The organism is Aeribacillus sp. FSL W8-0870 (assembly GCF_037963755.1).
In the GTDB taxonomy this organism is placed as follows: Bacteria; Bacillota; Bacilli; order Bacillales; family Aeribacillaceae; genus Aeribacillus; species Aeribacillus composti.
Genome location: NZ_CP150165.1, coordinates 1,731,914 through 1,747,994 on the forward strand (window position 1 = coordinate 1,731,914; position 16,081 = coordinate 1,747,994).

Annotated in this window: 12 protein-coding genes, 1 pseudogene and 1 riboswitch; of the genes and pseudogenes, 6 read left to right on the top strand and 7 right to left on the bottom strand. The window is 41.1% G+C overall.

Annotation, left to right across the window (positions count from 1 at the left end):
* Nucleotides 1-337 precede the first annotated feature (337 nt).
* From NSU02_RS08440 to NSU02_RS08450, 3 genes are all read left to right on the top strand, one after another.
* Complete coding sequence (locus NSU02_RS08440; RefSeq protein WP_339195313.1) at nt 338-1,852, top strand: cobyric acid synthase; 1,515 nt, start codon at nt 338-340, stop codon at nt 1,850-1,852.
* A 115-nt stretch (nt 1,853-1,967) separates the two neighbouring features.
* Nucleotides 1,968-2,264: a 4a-hydroxytetrahydrobiopterin dehydratase gene (locus tag NSU02_RS08445; protein WP_063388252.1), complete on the top strand. Its 297-nt coding sequence runs from the start codon at nt 1,968-1,970 to the stop codon at nt 2,262-2,264.
* 424 nt (nt 2,265-2,688) lie between these two features.
* Nucleotides 2,689-2,874 carry a helix-turn-helix domain-containing protein gene (locus NSU02_RS08450; RefSeq protein ID WP_063388251.1) on the top strand — a complete coding sequence of 62 codons (186 nt, stop codon included), beginning with the start codon at nt 2,689-2,691 and terminating at the stop codon, nt 2,872-2,874.
* 266 nt (nt 2,875-3,140) lie between these two features.
* Here the strand turns inward: NSU02_RS08450 and ade are convergent, their stop codons facing one another.
* The 4 genes from ade to NSU02_RS08470 form a co-directional block, all read right to left on the bottom strand.
* A complete protein-coding gene (gene ade / locus NSU02_RS08455; protein WP_003352561.1) occupies nt 3,141-4,883 on the bottom strand; it encodes an adenine deaminase in 1,743 nt (580 codons plus the stop codon).
* A gap of 49 nt (nt 4,884-4,932) precedes the next feature.
* A riboswitch (purine riboswitch) is annotated at nt 4,933-5,034 on the bottom strand.
* 128 nt (nt 5,035-5,162) lie between these two features.
* Complete coding sequence (locus tag NSU02_RS08460; RefSeq protein ID WP_094245607.1) at nt 5,163-5,702, bottom strand: chromate transporter; 540 nt, start codon at nt 5,700-5,702, stop codon at nt 5,163-5,165.
* On the bottom strand, nt 5,699-6,265 hold the full coding sequence (locus tag NSU02_RS08465; RefSeq protein ID WP_063388248.1) for a chromate transporter: 567 nt from the start codon (nt 6,263-6,265) through the stop codon (nt 5,699-5,701). Before NSU02_RS08465 ends, NSU02_RS08460 begins: the two co-directional genes overlap by 4 nt.
* A gap of 18 nt (nt 6,266-6,283) precedes the next feature.
* Nucleotides 6,284-6,760: an Lrp/AsnC family transcriptional regulator gene (locus NSU02_RS08470; protein WP_063388247.1), complete on the bottom strand. Its 477-nt coding sequence runs from the start codon at nt 6,758-6,760 to the stop codon at nt 6,284-6,286.
* 703 nt (nt 6,761-7,463) lie between these two features.
* Here NSU02_RS08470 and NSU02_RS08475 point away from each other — a divergent pair.
* Together NSU02_RS08475 and ggt are read left to right on the top strand one after the other, a co-directional pair.
* Nucleotides 7,464-7,802 (top strand): annotated as a pseudogene (locus NSU02_RS08475) (MFS transporter); the annotation flags it as partial.
* Nucleotides 7,799-9,379, top strand: a complete 1,581-nt coding sequence (gene ggt / locus NSU02_RS08480) for a gamma-glutamyltransferase (protein WP_339195323.1) — start codon at nt 7,799-7,801, stop codon at nt 9,377-9,379. The pseudogene NSU02_RS08475 and the gene ggt, both read left to right, overlap by 4 nt.
* Nucleotides 9,380-10,120: 741 nt before the next feature.
* Here the strand turns inward: ggt and NSU02_RS08485 are convergent.
* Nucleotides 10,121-11,494, bottom strand: coding sequence for an IS1380-like element ISGsp2 family transposase (locus NSU02_RS08485; protein WP_044899598.1), 1,374 nt, complete (start codon nt 11,492-11,494; stop codon nt 10,121-10,123).
* Between the two features lie 885 nt (nt 11,495-12,379).
* Here NSU02_RS08485 and NSU02_RS08490 point away from each other — a divergent pair.
* Nucleotides 12,380-13,183 (top strand): site-specific DNA-methyltransferase, encoded by an 804-nt coding sequence (locus NSU02_RS08490; protein ID WP_144598367.1) that lies wholly within the window; start codon nt 12,380-12,382, stop codon nt 13,181-13,183.
* Between the two features lie 729 nt (nt 13,184-13,912).
* On the opposite strand, the gene NSU02_RS08495 is transcribed toward NSU02_RS08490, so the two are convergent.
* Together NSU02_RS08495 and NSU02_RS08500 are read right to left on the bottom strand one after the other, a co-directional pair.
* Nucleotides 13,913-15,139: an ABC transporter permease gene (locus NSU02_RS08495; protein WP_339195327.1), complete on the bottom strand. Its 1,227-nt coding sequence runs from the start codon at nt 15,137-15,139 to the stop codon at nt 13,913-13,915.
* Nucleotides 15,132-16,067 carry an ATP-binding cassette domain-containing protein gene (locus tag NSU02_RS08500; RefSeq protein WP_327873956.1) on the bottom strand — a complete coding sequence of 312 codons (936 nt, stop codon included), beginning with the start codon at nt 16,065-16,067 and terminating at the stop codon, nt 15,132-15,134. Before NSU02_RS08500 ends, NSU02_RS08495 begins: the two co-directional genes overlap by 8 nt.
* Nucleotides 16,068-16,081 lie beyond the last annotated feature (14 nt).

Consider the following 16,081-nt stretch of genomic DNA (forward strand, 5'->3'; position numbering starts at 1 on the left):
TACCGTGTGAAAATGTTGGAAAAGAATCATCATTGTTGGAACGGCAAGCAATGTCGGGAAATTGGCATCATGTGGGCGAGTTAAAAATGTGTGACAAAAAAGCAAGCAAGAGACCGACTTTCCCGTGGAATGTAGGTGATGATTCGTCAAAGATCTGCTGCCAAAAATTTGCCTGAATTGATCGGCGTGATCAATGAAAAAAATAGCCACCGTGTTTTTTTTCGAAGATAAAGGATTTACATGCAGTCCTGATTTATTGGCCCGCCTTTTCATACGGCGGTGCTCATACTCGGAATTTGCGAAACATTTGTGAATGATTGTGAGAGGAGAAAAACAGATGAATAAAGCATTGCCCATCATGATTCAAGGTACGCATTCCGATGCGGGAAAAAGCGTGATTGCGACAGGTTTTTGCCGAATTTTTGCGCAGGACGGGTATCGGACGGCGCCGTTTAAATCACAAAATATGTCACTCAATTCGTATATTACCGTTGACGGCAAGGAAATCGGCCGTGCCCAAGGAGTGCAGGCGGAGGCGGCAAGAACGGTCGCAATGGCGGATATGAACCCGATTTTGATCAAGCCTGTGAGCGATCACACTTCACAAATTGTTGTGAACGGTAAGCCGTATCAAAATTATAAGGCAGCAGCGTATCGGCAGGAATTTTTTGAACTTGGTTTGCAGGTGATTAAAGAAGCGTATCATCATTTGGCAAGTACATATGAGCGAATCGTTATAGAAGGAGCGGGGAGCCCTGCGGAAATTAACTTAAATGATCGCGAGCTTGTCAATATGCGCATTGCCCGGTTAACAAACGCTCCTGTCATTCTTGTCGGCGACATTGATAGAGGCGGTGTATTTGCGAGTTTAGTAGGAACATTGCAGCTGCTTGAGCCTGAAGATCGCGATCGCGTAATTGGGGTAGTGATTAACAAGTTTCGCGGGGATATTTCCTTGCTGGAGCCGGGACTTCGCTGGTTTGAAGAGTATACAGGCAAACCGGTTTTAGGGGTCGTACCATATATTTCTAATTTAAACATTGAGGCGGAAGACGCCGTCATATTAGATACGTTTCTACGTACAAATGAGAAAACTAGCGAGATTGATATTGCTGTTATTCATGTTCCTCACATTTCGAACTTTACCGATGTTGACCCGTTTCTATATGAAAAGGATTGCCATGTTCGCTATGTAAAGGAGGCAAATGAACTCAGAGAACCGGATGTTGTCATTTTGCCGGGAACAAAAAATACAATTGAGGACTTATTGCTTTTGCGAAAATCCGGCTTTGCGGATGCGATAGAAAAGCTTTATCGAGCGAAAAAATCAGTCATTGTCGGCATATGCGGCGGTTATCAAATGCTCGGAAGGGAGATTTCAGACCCTTATCACGTAGAAACATCGATAGGGAGCGCAAACGGATTCGGTTTTTTCCCGATTCGCACCGCCATGATGAAAGAGAAAAGGACGACTCTTACAACAGGGATGGCCCACTTTGCTGATTGTAGTGTGCCGGTGGAAGGCTATGAAATTCATATGGGAACAACTTCTTATGAAGGGGACGTATCGCCATTTATTACGACGGAAGAAGGAGTTGACGGCTGCATAAGCCAAGACAGCCTCCTAATTGGAACGTATTTTCATGGCATATTTCATAACGATGAGTTTCGGACGGCATTTTTGAATTTGATAAGAAAAAGAAAAGGTCTTCCGGCGATTTATGAGCGGCCATCAATGAAAAACATTCGTGAAGAAGCATTTGACCGGCTTGCCGATTGTCTCCGGAAGCATGTGGACATCGAGTGTATTTATCGGGAAATGGAACGGTTTCAAAGCAAATCTTTTTTCTAAGAAAATAAACGGAAATCTGATATGTTTGTTCGCCTCTTTATATTCATATGGCAATCTTTTTTGCACTGTGATTTTAGCTGTCTGTTTTTTTATAAAAATCCGGGAGGAAACGGTCATGCGGTTAACAGATGAAGAAGTGCAATCTCTTTTACAAGAGATGGAAGATTGGAAGCTTCTTGAAGAGCGATGGATTGCAAGAAAGTACCTCTTTCAAGACGATTTGCAAGAAATCGAATTCGTGCGGCAAATTTCGGACATTTCTGAAGAAGTAAACCATCATCCCTTCATTTCTATTGACTATAAGTTCATCACGGTAAAAATTTCATCACAGAGAGCGAAAGGACTCACAAAGCTTGATTTCGAACTGGCGAAAAAATATGATGAAGCTTATGAAAAAATAAAAGCAGGGTAAGAACGGAAAAAAGTGGATTATATGTGAAGCGGATGACGTGAAGAAAGCCGCATTTTCCGCCGCACCATAAGTTACGATATAAGGGACTTCTTTCCTCTTGAGAAGGAGAGCGGTTTTCAAAAAAATGATGCGATTTAAAAGGCATCCTGTTTTTCTCGAATAGATGGGCAGCTGAAATGATGCGGAGCTGCAAGAAGCGTGTATATGGTCTTTTGGGGAAAATCTGCATTTATAAATAAAAACAAGACGAAATTTTGCACACACAAAGCAGGCAACAAGGATGTTAGTTGATGTTGTTGAAGGAAAATTTTTAAGTGATCGGATCATGTCATAGCACCATTCAAGATATCATTAACAATGTTGAAGGAAAACAACCTGCCGAATTTAATCGTATGACCATGACCGAAGCGCTGCACAAATCCTTTTGATTTACCGCGAAGCTTCGAAAGAATTATTTATACACCGCAGCACACTTGAATATCGCATTGAACGTGTTGAAGAAATACTCAATGTTGATTTAAATCATGCAGATATGCGCTTTGAGCTCATGATGGCATACAAGCTGTATAATTTGTTTGATTTTGACCGGAGCGAGCTGGCAAAAAGGTGAATTCTATTGATCGAGCAAAGGATTTTAGAACGGGATAAAGTCCGGCGGAAAAAACGGTTAAGCTATCGGGCAAGCGTGTAAAAAACATCTCCTGCGAATTTATGAATAAATCATTTCTGACACGTGAAAGCTTTAGCAGGCTTAAAGAATTTAAACTCTAAGCGAAAAAAGGCAAATGAAACTCCGGCAGATGAGCCAATCTCCCTTGCCGGAGTTTTCTTTTTTTATGTGTTTTGCTGCCCATACAATCATTTTCTACACGATATTTAAACGCCGTGCTCGGCTGCAACTTCTATGTGCTGAAACGTTGTGACGTCAAATAATCCTAAATCTGTAATTTTGAGCTCTGGAATGACAGGCAAACTTAAAAAAGAGAGCGTGAGGAAGAGATTGAAATGCCGATGTTTGCTCACTTTGTGCAAGCTGCTGTTCAATTCATCGAGTTGATGGGCGACGATTGGATATGCTTGATCTGACATCAATCCGCCGATCACAAGCGGCAAAGAGGCGAGCGTTTTTCCATCATTCACAACTACTAGCCCACCGCCGATTCTCTTTATCTCTTGAATGGAGCAGATCATATCCTCATCGTTTGTGCCGGCAACGATCACATTATGGGAATCGTGGGCGACGGTTGTGGCGACTGCACCGCCGATTAAGCCTAATCCTTTTACAATGGCAAGGCCAATGTTTCCAGTATTTTTATGGCGTTCGAGTACAGCCAGTTTTGCCAAATCTTTTTCAATGGAAGGGATGAAGCAAACACCGTCGCTCGGAACTTCCATCATTCTTTTAACCGTTTCAATTTGATTCGGAATAATTTCTATTACATGCGCTTTTTGGTTATTTTTTACGTGAATGGCCAACCGTTCTTTTGTAACCTCGTTTATGTTTAGATTGACAGAATTTCTTGATAAAACGGAAGGTTTTGGTTGATCTATAGATCCTATATATTGACCGTTTTCCGCTATCACTTTTCCGGCTTTCAAAACTTTTTCAATCGTAAAAGCTTTGAAGTTATCTACTATGACAAGATCTGCTCTATATCCAGGTGCGATCGCTCCTTTTTGCGATAGTCCGAAACATTGGGCGGCATTAATCGTCGCCATTTGAATCGCTATGAGAGGATCAAGTCCATGCTCGACGGCAAGACGAATATTGTAGTCAATGCTTCCCTCGGCAATTAAGTCGTCTAAATGCTTGTCATCCGTACAAAATAGACAGCGGTGGCTATTTTTTTCATTGACCACGCCGATTAGTTCTGGCAAATTTTTTGCAGCAGATCCTTGACGGATCATGACGTACATTCCGCGAGCAAGGCGGTCTTTTGCTTGCTCTTTTGTCACACATTCATGATCTGTTTGAATGCCGGCCGCTCTGTAAACATTGACTCCTTCAATGCCAAGACCTGCGCCGTGTCCGTCGATCTTATATGCTGATGCCGTTAAAAGCTTGTCAATGATGCGGTCATCTAAATTTTGAACACCTGGGAAATCCATCACTTCCGCAAGCCCGAGCACCCGAGGATGCTTGTAAAAAGGTGCAAGTTCATCATCATTTAACACAGCGCCGGCATTTTCAAACGAAGTCGCCGGAACGCAGGAAGGCAGCATGCAATACACATCTAAATCTAAGCCTTCTGAATCCTCCAGCATAAAAGATATACCTTTCGTCCCGGCGACATTCGCAATTTCATGCGGATCTATAATAACGGTTGTCACACCGTGGGGCAGAACTGCTTTGGAGAACTCCTTCGGTGTCACCATCGAAGATTCAATATGGACATGAGAGTCGATGAAACCTGGAACGATGAATTTATTCTCGGCATCAATGATGTTTACCCCATCATATTCTCCGATTCCAGCAATCACTCCGTCCGCAATGGCGATGTCTCCATGCAAAATTTCTAAATTGAAAACATCGGCAATTTTTCCGTTTTTAATCACAATGTCTGCCGGAATTTGTTTGCTAGCCACTTGGATTCTTTTCTTTAAAATGTTTTTGTCCATTCTCACTTTTCCCTTCTGTAGTAAACTCGCGCGTTGAGTTTGACAGGGAGAGTTGTGTATCGTCTCTCGTAGTCAAACTATTTACGGTAGTTTGGTAGAAACGTTTGGACCGTATTTCCAAACTTATACGAGAAAATCATTCGTATTTTTAAAAAGAGATTATACGACTCTAATTGAAACAAAGCAAGATAGTTGGCGCATTTCTTGACAGAAAAATTTTCTCAGGTATTGCGAAAAGCTGAGAATCACAGTTTCTCTGGTGCTCCAAACAGACCGGTTTTAAAAATTGGGCAGAACAACTCCTCCATAAACAAAGGAAATCATAATGAGAATGGCAGGGTGAACCTTCCATTTTTCTAAGGCAAAGAACGATACAGCAGCAATGATGAGCGATTGGATAATTCCGAGCGAATGGACAGAGTCTTCTATCATTTCCCAAGTTAAAAGCAGCATCATGACAGCAATAACAGGCTGTACAAGCAAGGTCATTCCTTTCACAACTAAAGATTCCCGGTGGCGTTGAATCAGTTTTAACAACAGAATCAAAGCGAAAGCTGACGGAAATACAGTCGCAAACAAGGCGATGAAAGCCCCCCACCATCCGTACACATCATAACCGACATAGGCGGCGATCTTTGTCGCAATAGGGCCCGGCAAAGAATTTCCCAGTGCGAGCATATTGGAAAATTCTGCATTTGTCAGCCATTTGTAATGATTGACAATCTCCTCATACATAAGCGGAATGGAAGCGGGTCCTCCTCCATAACCGAGTATGTTGGCTAAAAAGAAACCGATGAATAAGCTGATCCAGATTTTCATGCAGACATCTCCTTACTTCTGCTCTTCCGTTTTAAATGGAAAGCTCCATATGTTAAAAACATTAGAATTACAATAGCTGGATGAATCGAAATCACTTGCAGCAGGCAAAACGAAACAATCATCAGCAGGACGCCAAGCCATTTTCCCAATCCTTTCACGGCCTTTGCGGAAAATTCGTAAGCCAACTGCCCAAGCATGGCGGCGATCACCGGCATAACAGCAGAAATCATACCGTGGATAACAGGTGAATCGCTTAAAGCTGTGACCATTTTGAATAATAGAATCATGGCCAAACATGTAGGCAAAATATGAGCTGCTACGCAAATAAAAGCGCCTAATGCCCCTTTTTGTTTATATCCTAAGTAAGCGGCCATTTTTGTCGCGATCGGACCGGGCAGGGTATTGGCAATCGCCAATATTTCTGCAAATTCTTCATCTTTTACCCAACGGTATCTGGAAACTGCTTCATAACGGAACAGCGGTATGACGGAAGGACCGCCTCCGAATCCAAAAATTCCGGTTCTCAGCATAGCCATGATAAGACTTTTATAAGAAGTTTGCATATTTCTCCCCCTCATCCTTTATAATTTCATGCCCATGCGGCTCTTGTATCGTTTAATGAGAATTTGACAGTCAACGCTGACGACACCGCGCATCGGATACAATTTTTTTGTTAAAAAATTTTCCATTTCTTGATTATTTTTAAAGATTCCATGCATATGGAGCTTGCTTGGTCCAGTCATATGGTACAAGCTTGTAACGGCATGCTCCTCCGCCAATTGTTCTGCCACTTCCTCTAAATATTGCGGTTCCACTTCAACGTTGAAAAAGGCGGAAACATGAATGCCGATTTTCGTCGGATTGATAACCGTCGTAAATTTCTCGATAATTCCTTTTTCAATTAAGTTGTTTATTCTCGCCTGAACGGCAACTCGAGACAAACCGATTTCTTTTCCGAGATCGGTATACGATATCCGGCTGTTTTCATGCAGCTTCTCTAAAATTTGTTTATCAATATGGTCTATGTCTAAATTCGGAATGTTGTATTCGAATGCCATTCATACCACCCTTTATTTCGTTATGTAGTTAATTTTCTAATTATAATTTCCTTTAGTATACAAAATATGTTTTATGATTTCTATAAAAAAATGAAAATATTTATTTGTTTACGAAACGAAAAAAATGTTAGAAAATGTGACAATATTAAAGCACCTTTTTATATGGATTTTTATAATGAAATCGAGTCAAAACGTACATCCTGGCTATCATGATTTTATGTGATGGAGGAAATTGAAGTCGGTGGCATTTCTATTGATTAACAGGAGGTTTAAATCTACCGTTTTTTATCACATAATGACTGATCAGTTTGGAAGAATTGTTATCCGTTTTTTGCTTTGTTTTGCCGATGTCCACTCAGGGGAACATAATATGGTTTGCAATAAGAAATTTTTTTCGGTTGGCATCAATAGTGGAAATACTTTTTCCATTTCATTTTGTTTTATAGAAGCAAGCTGTTTGGGCTCAAACTGTGCTGTTTCGCTTGTGCTCGATCCAGATATACAAAAAAAGATGTTCCGTAAAATTAAAATGGATAAATCGTTAAAGGTCTGATTACAAGAAACAATCTTTTTGTCTTCATATTCTGTAAGGTAGAAGGATCGACACAGGAAAATATCTTTTTGCGGCAGAGGCTGTTTTCTTCGGTTATGTTTCAAATAAATGAAAAAGCTGCTTATTATTTTTTAGCGTTAGCCAATTTGTCAAAATTATTCTTTGCTGCTAGCAGGATTAGTTTTTTACGGACTGCTAGGAAAATTGGCGCTCGATCCCGTATTAATATCTTATATGGCTGAAATTACGCCGTCATCCATGTACTCCAAAGTGTATGGTTTTTTCAATTTCAGCGGAATGCTTTCTTCAATTTTTGCACCTTATATTACGGGCTATTTTGCCGATATCACCGGCAAGCTTGAAATCGGCTTTTATTTGTCAGGTGTTTTGCTAATCATCGGCGCTGTTTTATTTCTATTTACGGAAGGTTCAAATCGCATGACCCATTTCGTTCAATACTACAAACCGGGGGAGGAACAAGTAAAATGAGCCAATCAATGATCGGAACGAAAAATATGGTTGTCAGTCCGCATTATTTAGCATCGGCAGCCGGTTGCCGCATACTGCAAAAAGGGGGCAACGCCTTCGATGCAGCGGTAGCGGTCAGCGCCTGCTTAGCGGTCGTTTATCCGCACATGACAGGGATCGGAGGAGACTCTTTTTGGCTGTTTTACAGCAGAAAGGATCAAGCAGTTCGTGCGTATAACGGCAGCGGCCGGTCAGGCTATAACGCCACGCCTGAAAAATACGAAGGTTTACCCGCCATTCCGTATCGAGGCATTCAAAGTGTTATCACCGTGCCGGGAATGGTTGACAGTTGGGATGCCATCATAAAAGAATACGGAAGACTTTCATTGGCGGAGGTTTTAGAGCCTGCTATCGAATATGCGGAAAATGGATTCCCTTTTTCAAAGGATCAATATGTCAACACGCAAAAAAATGTTCAAATTCTGCGAGAATTTCCGGAAACATCATCGATTTTCCTGCCTCATCATCGAATTCCGAGCATAAATGAAAAATTTATTCAGAAGCAATTGGCGGATACATTGAAAGAGTTAGCGAACAAAGGAAGAGATCATTTTTACAAAGGCAGTTTAACAAAACGCATTGTATCAAGCCTTCGAGAAAAAGGCGGGATTTTAATAGAGGATGATTTTGCGGATCATCACGGAGATTGGGTCGAACCGCTGAGCGGAACTTACCGCGGTTATACCATGTATCAGGTTCCGCCCAATTCACAAGGCTTTGCCGGGCTAATGGCGCTAAATATTTTAGAAAACTTTGATTTTAAAACGATTCCGCACGGTTCTTTTCAGTATTATCACCTTTTGACAGAATCATTGAAAAAAAGCTTTCAAGACCGAAACAAAGTATTGACAGATCCCGAATTCTACCAGATTCCGCTTGATAAATTGTTAAGCAAAACATATGCGAAAAAGCTGGCCGAATCGATCAGTCTGACAAATGCAAGCGAAGTGAAGACTCAGCCTGTCGGAAACGACACTGCCCATGCGGCTGTCGTGGATGAAGAGGGGAATGCGGTTTCCTTTATACAAAGTCTTTATTTTGAATTCGGTTCATGTGTTGTTGCTGGTGACACAGGGATTTTAATGCAAAACAGAGGATCGTTCTTTTCTCTTGATCGTTCGCATGTCAATTGCTTGGCGCCGAGAAAAAGAACGTTCCACACGCTGATGCCTGCAATGGCTTTTAAAGATGGAAAGCCGTATATTTTATACGGAACACAAGGAGGAGAAGGACAGCCGCAAACACAAACAGCTATCATTACAAGAATGATTGATTATCGAATGAGCCCTGCAGAAGCAATATATGAGCCAAGGTTTGTGTGGGGAAGAACGTGGGGAGAAGAGACGGAAGAATTGAAGATGGAAGGCCGCATCTCAAAAGAAGTGATCGAATCGATGATCAAAGCTGGCCATCTTGTGAAAGTTGTTGAACCTATTGATAAAATAATGGGTCATGCCAACGCCATATTAATTGATGAACAAAGCTTTTTACACGGCGGGGTTGATCCAAGAGGAGACGGTGCGGCAATCGGTTGGTAACGACGAATTCATAAAAAGCGGGGATTTATGCTATCCGTTGTTTCATATTTAAATATATTGGAGAAGGGTTTACGGAAAGTATCCAGCTAGGGCAAAGCCTGCAGAATTCATTATTGGAATTCTACAGGCTTTTATCATTTGAAGAGGTTCTCACATCGGTATATTCAACCCTGGAAATAAATTAGGAGAAGTTACAGCCAAAAGAAAGGTTTTAGTAGAAATATATAGGTAAGCGAAAACACCAACGATTGCAACAAGCGGTTTCGCGGACTAAATCTTTCATCAAACCTCCTTAACAACTTACGTTGATTTCCAGCTGCTGCTTTTCGTCAAAAACAAACAGCAAAATGAAATTTTATATTCCGCAATACTGGTCCATATAATTGCTACCAAATAGCCAAAAATGCCATGATGACCATTTTAATCTCCTTCACCATCTACACAGGCAATCATATTAGAACATTTTTTATGTATTTTTACTTATCAAATTTGTATTTGATTATTTACAAGTAATAATAAGGGGTATAACTAATACCTGAATCCGTGATGAATTGAAATCGACTTTGATTTTGTTGTAATTTTGATGGATTGATAATCCATAAAACCCCTTTTATGCTTATGACCTATGTCATCTCTATTTCCGAAAATGGAACAAATCTCTTTTTTAGGTATACGAACCAAAAAAATAGACAAAAAAGCACAGGGAGTGACGTTGGACATCAGTGCCCGAACATTCGTTCGTTATCTTGCCTCTCTCCATTTCTGATAGACGTTCAGTAGGGGCTCGCTATAGCCACTCCTTCGCGTCAGTTTCATCCAGATCTGTCGTGATCGACGGACGAGTCGCCCTGCCATCGTGATCACCGTCTGAATAATCGTCTTGATGCGGCGGCGTTTCACTTTGTGGTGCAACGGATGTCTCGGATCGCTTAATAGATCTTGTCCAATCAGACGAAGAAGATTGTAAACGAAGGCTCCCATGACCAACACGAGCGCATTCGTTTTCATCTTCCCAGATGGAAGCCGCTCTAAATCTAAGTCGCTCTTCAGTTCGCTATGAAACTGTTCGCATGTCGCATGGTCATGATACAACGCGAGCACATCGCTCATTCGAACATGCTCGTATCCTTTGAGCCGCACCCAATAGCTTTCCACTTCATAATCAGGAACGAGCATCAGCTGTCCATTGCGTTCCATCGTCCGTTCCGTCACTTGGGTGACTTGAACGTACGTATACGTGTTTCCATCGATCGCTGCCTTCTGTGGAAGGCATAGCTCATAGGTTTGTACTCCTTCGCTTTGTCCATCATCGACACGTTTGCCCTTTTGCGAAGCGATCTGGAACCAAAGCGCTTTCGATTCTCGGCGTAAGTTTCGCTTGATGACAAAGTCCACGTCTTCCTTTAGGCATACGTGCACATTCGCTTCTGCATCGTTTCCTGCATCCATGCGAACAAGCAGACGAGATGAAGTCAGTTGACGAGCTCGACGGATAGCGGTGACTAAAAACGAGGGCATGTTGTCTTGCACATGTTGTTTCCCTGGACGCAACTCGGCATGAACGAGATACCCTTCCTTCCCTGCATACGCAAACAACGGTGTAAAACCGTCAAATCCTTTATACGTTCGACTGACTCCTTCTTTTTTCGTATCGGAGTTGTCAAATGGGGAACCATCTATATCAAGGGGAAGCCATGTCGTCTTTCCTTTGGTCCAACAAGGGGACAAAGTGGCATGTCGTTGAATCAACAGACGTATGGACTCCTCCCAAAGAATCGTTTCGGTCATCGGAAGACAAGCGAGCTGATCGAGTCGTTGTCGCAAGGTTGGAGAGGAAGGCACGTGCTGAATCCCCATCGATGCCGAAAAGATATCGTCCTGACGATACGCTTCGATATGATCGAAATCCGTTTTTCCTGTGGCAAGCAAGCCAATCATCGAGCGAATGACATCGCTATGGGAAATGTGCACTTCTCGACGAACCGTTGGAAGCCGAAGTGCGTTTACCCGTTTATCCAGTTTCGTTCGATGGAGTAAGTAGCCAACGAGAGCAAGCCCAGCACTTGGGGTAATCGCTTCATCTGTCAATACAAACCGAATCGGGAAATCTTTCATCACATCACCTACTTGATGAAGAATCGTCAACGTCGTTTTCCCTTATCGTATCAACGGTTTGCGACCATTGTAAAGATGTTTTGTCACGGATTCAGGTAATATATAAAAAGAAAATTTTTAACAGCGATCATTACGTTTGTTATTTCTACTTTTATCATAGCGATTTTATTTCGCCAGTAGCATCTCTTTCTGACCAACAAACAGGATCTTCTTTTCACAATCTTCTCATGATATCTCATCTGTAAGCTTTGGGGTGTTCTTTTATGGACTACCCATATCGATAGCAATTGCTTTCATTACCAAAAGGTTTTTCGCATTTGCTTTACATATAATCTTCGGAATATTGCCTGCTATTGTATTATGGTTTTTGCAGTTTTTTCTTTAGCTATTTCCGTTATTTTTTTTCTTCGTTGACGAAGTCATTAAATATGGAATAAATAGGGGCTTAATGGTTGAATCCTCATGAAACAGAATGAAACACCGGGAAAGTTATTCTTAGGTTTAGGACTGTAGCCAATTGAGCAACATACATCTGAAAGTGAGTGCTGAAAATGTTTCAAAATAACAAAAAAACCGGAGAGCTTTGGAGTGCATGATAAATACCTTGGCTGTAGTATGGAAAACTTTGATTGGACGAGCAAACTGGACAGAGATCAAGAAGGAAATAACGTCCCCAGAGGATTATGCGGAGAAGGTCATAAGATAATCAGATAATCCGCACGAGATAACGCCCAAATACGAAAATTAAAATAAATAGGCAAGACAACAATCCACTGAAAGTCGCTGCGCCAAATGCTAGATACGAGCTAAATCGGTTGAGAATGTACGTTCTTCTATAGTATGATAAAATAGTTATCTCGTTTATTTTTAAAAGGGTGTTTGGATATGGACACAGAAACTGCATCTGTGAGAACGTTTAAATATGGAAACAATCTCGAAGTAAAAATTGAACTAAATGATTGCATATCCTTTTTAAAGTCTTTAAAAGATGAAAGCATCGACTTGATTGTAACAGACCCTGCTTATTCTGGAATGAATAACAAGCTGAAGCTCGGGAAGGGCAGAATCGTCGGTGAATATAAGCAAAAGGGAACGGAAAATGGGAAATGGTTTGCGGAATTTGAAGACAGTGAAGAAAACTATCATCTCTTTTTACAAGAGTGCAAGAGGGTGCTGAAAAAAGATACAGGGCACATTTACATCATGTTTGATTCTTTTTCTTTATTAAGCTTAGGGCATTTAATGAGAGAGTACTTTGACGTAAAAAACATCATCACTTGGGATAAAATCAATATGGGAATGGGGCATTATTTTAGAAGAAGGCACGAATATATTATTTTTGCTACGAACGGAAACAACCGCAAAATTAGAAACCGGTCTTTTCCGGATGTATGGCGGTTTAAACGAATTCACCATTCGAAATATCCGACTCAAAAACCGGTTGAGCTGTTCCAAGCGATGATTTATGCAAGTGCCGAAGAGGGATTTACGGTTTGCGACCCGTTTTTAGGGAGCGGATCGTCAGCTATTGCAGCCATAAAAAACAACTGCCGCTTTTTAGGATGCGATATCGCAAGCAATGCTTTTACAGCCAATGTAGAAAGAATTCATCACTATCTTAAAACAAAAGAAGACATCTATCAGCCCAAGCCTTGCCATATCGAAGGCGAACCGGTATTTTGGGAATAAAGACTGATCATAACTACGCAGCTTGCAAATGTTATTCATCTTCACCAAACCATAAAAAAATCGGCGTTTAGCCGATTTTTTTATGTGCGCCCGGCATGTACATGAACTATAGGGTGTAAGTCCCGAACCCCGAAGACAGAAGTAGAGGTTAGCCAAGAGCAAGGGTGTCCGTGGTGACGCGGAATCTGAAGGAAGCTGGAGGCAAAACACCGGTCCGAGGAACACGAACCTCATATAAGGCTAGGTATGATTGAGTGAGTTTGCATAACAAAACAAAGCTCTTTCTGTCGAAGGTCATATCGAGTAAATGAGGCGGATAGATGGTGTGAAAGTGCATGTACTTACCCGGGGAGGTCTGGCGGATATGTGAAGTACTCTTCATAACCTACTTAGTGATAAGTAGCTGAACCGTCAGAAGTCAGCAGAGGTCATAGTATTAGTTGGTCTAGAACAACTAAGAAGGACCGAACAATTAAGAGAGAATAGCCCTTGGCATTCAGTGAGTCATGATGAACACAGAAAACGTAGTACCTCACTTGAGGGAGGAAGCGGTGAATCCCGTGGGAGATCTCTTGGAGGGTGGAGTGACCACTGGCATAAAGAGAACAGCTATTCACGGAAGTTATAAAGACTTGCGTCAATTATCTTAATTGAACCGCCGTATACGGAACCGTACGTACGGTGGTGTGAGAGGACGGGGGTTAATCTCCCCCTCCTACTCGATTTTGATCATTGTCTGATCCAAGTCCATATTTCTTTTGGCGTGGCATTTTTTCCGTACATTAAGATGCCGACTTTAAATATTTTTCCAGCTAGTTTCATAAATATCCAAACACTTATTATTAAGATTGCAAGTGATATGACGATTTCCGCCCATGGCCATTCCTCTAATATCGACAAACGAAGAATCAAAACAGCGGGTGATGTGAATGGAAGATAGGTGCCGATTTGCGCCCATAGCCCGCTTGGATCTGTCAGCACAGGTCCGACAAAAACAAATGACAAAAATGGCAGCAGGATAACTAATCCTTGAAAGTTGCCGGCGGTATATATATCTGCCATTGTGGCGCCGATGCCGACAAAAATTGACGAAAACAGCAAGTAGCCTAAAAGGGCAATCCCGATGAAAAGAAAAAGATGAGGAACGAACAAATAGTGAAATATCGGAACATCAATTTTCCATAAAACGATTGGAATGATAAAAATGAAAAATACAACAACTTGTAACATTCCTAATAGGAAATAACCAATAATTTTACCTTGCATGAGGTCTTTTGGCGTGACCGATGAAAGAATGATTTCCGCAATTTTATCTTTCTTTTCCTGCGAGGCGCTTTGAAAAATCATCATGCCGCTAAAAACAATGGATAGTAAAATGATGCTGGCAAAGGCCCCTGGTACAATGCGTTCTAAAATTTTTTCCGTTTCTCTTCCTCCGCCTTCAGTTTTTGAGATTTCACTAACGGTCGATTGTTCAAAGACGATTCCTTTCGAAATGGCTGCTAATTGATTTTTCGATAAACCAAGCTGCTCCAACTGCAAAGCTTTTAACGGCTCTGCCAGCAGCTGAATTTGATTGGCAAACATCGGGCTAATCACATCGCTTGTGTAAACAGGGACAACGCCATCCGTTAATGACTGTTCACCGATAAACAAATAGGCTGTATTCTCTCTATTTTTTAGCAAATCTTCTATCTTATCTTCCGCGATGCCAGTTTTCTGAAGCTTGAATGGAAGGTTGTGAAGCTGTACTGCTTCCTGCAAGGCTGGCAAAATATTCAGCTTATCATTGACATAAACAGTTGTTACACTTTGATCCTCATCTGAATTGGCAAGATTTCCGAGCAGGAAAAAAGCTAAAAAGAGAATAGGCGTTATAAACAAGCTGATGATAAATGATTTGTTTTTTAAATTCCGCTTTATTTCCCATTTTGCTATTTTTATAGTATTACTCATAATTTTCACCAGCTTCCTGTAATAAATTTTGATCTGTGGCAACATCAATAAAGATTTCATGCAGGGAAATGCGGTCAAGCGATAATTCTTGAATTATCATATATTCCGGAAGGTTTTTTAACCATTTGGCAGGTTGAATGTCTTTTGTTAAATAAAGAGTTGATACATCTTCATTTTGTTCTATTCGTTGAACACCAGAAATTTGTTCTAGTACGGCGCGGTCATTTTTTCCGCGGATGACACATTTGAAATTCGCATATGTTTTCTTTACTTCCTCTATCGATCCATAAACCACCTTGCGGCCGCGATGGATCATAAATAATCTGTCACACATCTCTTCTACTATATTCATTTGATGGGAAGATAGAAGAATCGCTGTGCCGTTATTAGCTAAGCTTCTTATTTCTTTTTTAAATAACTCCTGGCTCACAGGGTCTAATCCGGAAAACGGTTCGTCTAAGATGAGCAGTTCAGGCTCATGCAGGATCGAAGCGATAAACTGTACTTTTTGTCCCATTCCTTTTGATAGTTCATCAATTGATGACTGTTCTTTTCCTTCTAAGCCAAATTTTTTTAAATAGACTTTAGCCCGCTCTTTTGCTTTTTTTAATGGGTAGCTTTTTAAATCTGCTAAATAAAGGAGAATATCCATTACTTTGACATTTTTATATAAACCGCGTTCTTCCGGCAAATAGCCAATTTTATGGCGCGGGATCATATTTTTTTGGCTATTGTGGAATGTAATGCTTCCTTCATCTGGATACATAATCCCCATAATGTTGCGAATGATCGTTGATTTTCCAGCCCCGTTCGGTCCTAATACCGCCATAATTTCCCCTTTTTTCACTTCAAACGATATATTTTGGATAATCGGCTGATGTTTGAATGATTTTCCTAATTTTTCAACTGTTAAAACCGTTTCGTTCATATTTATGTTCCTTT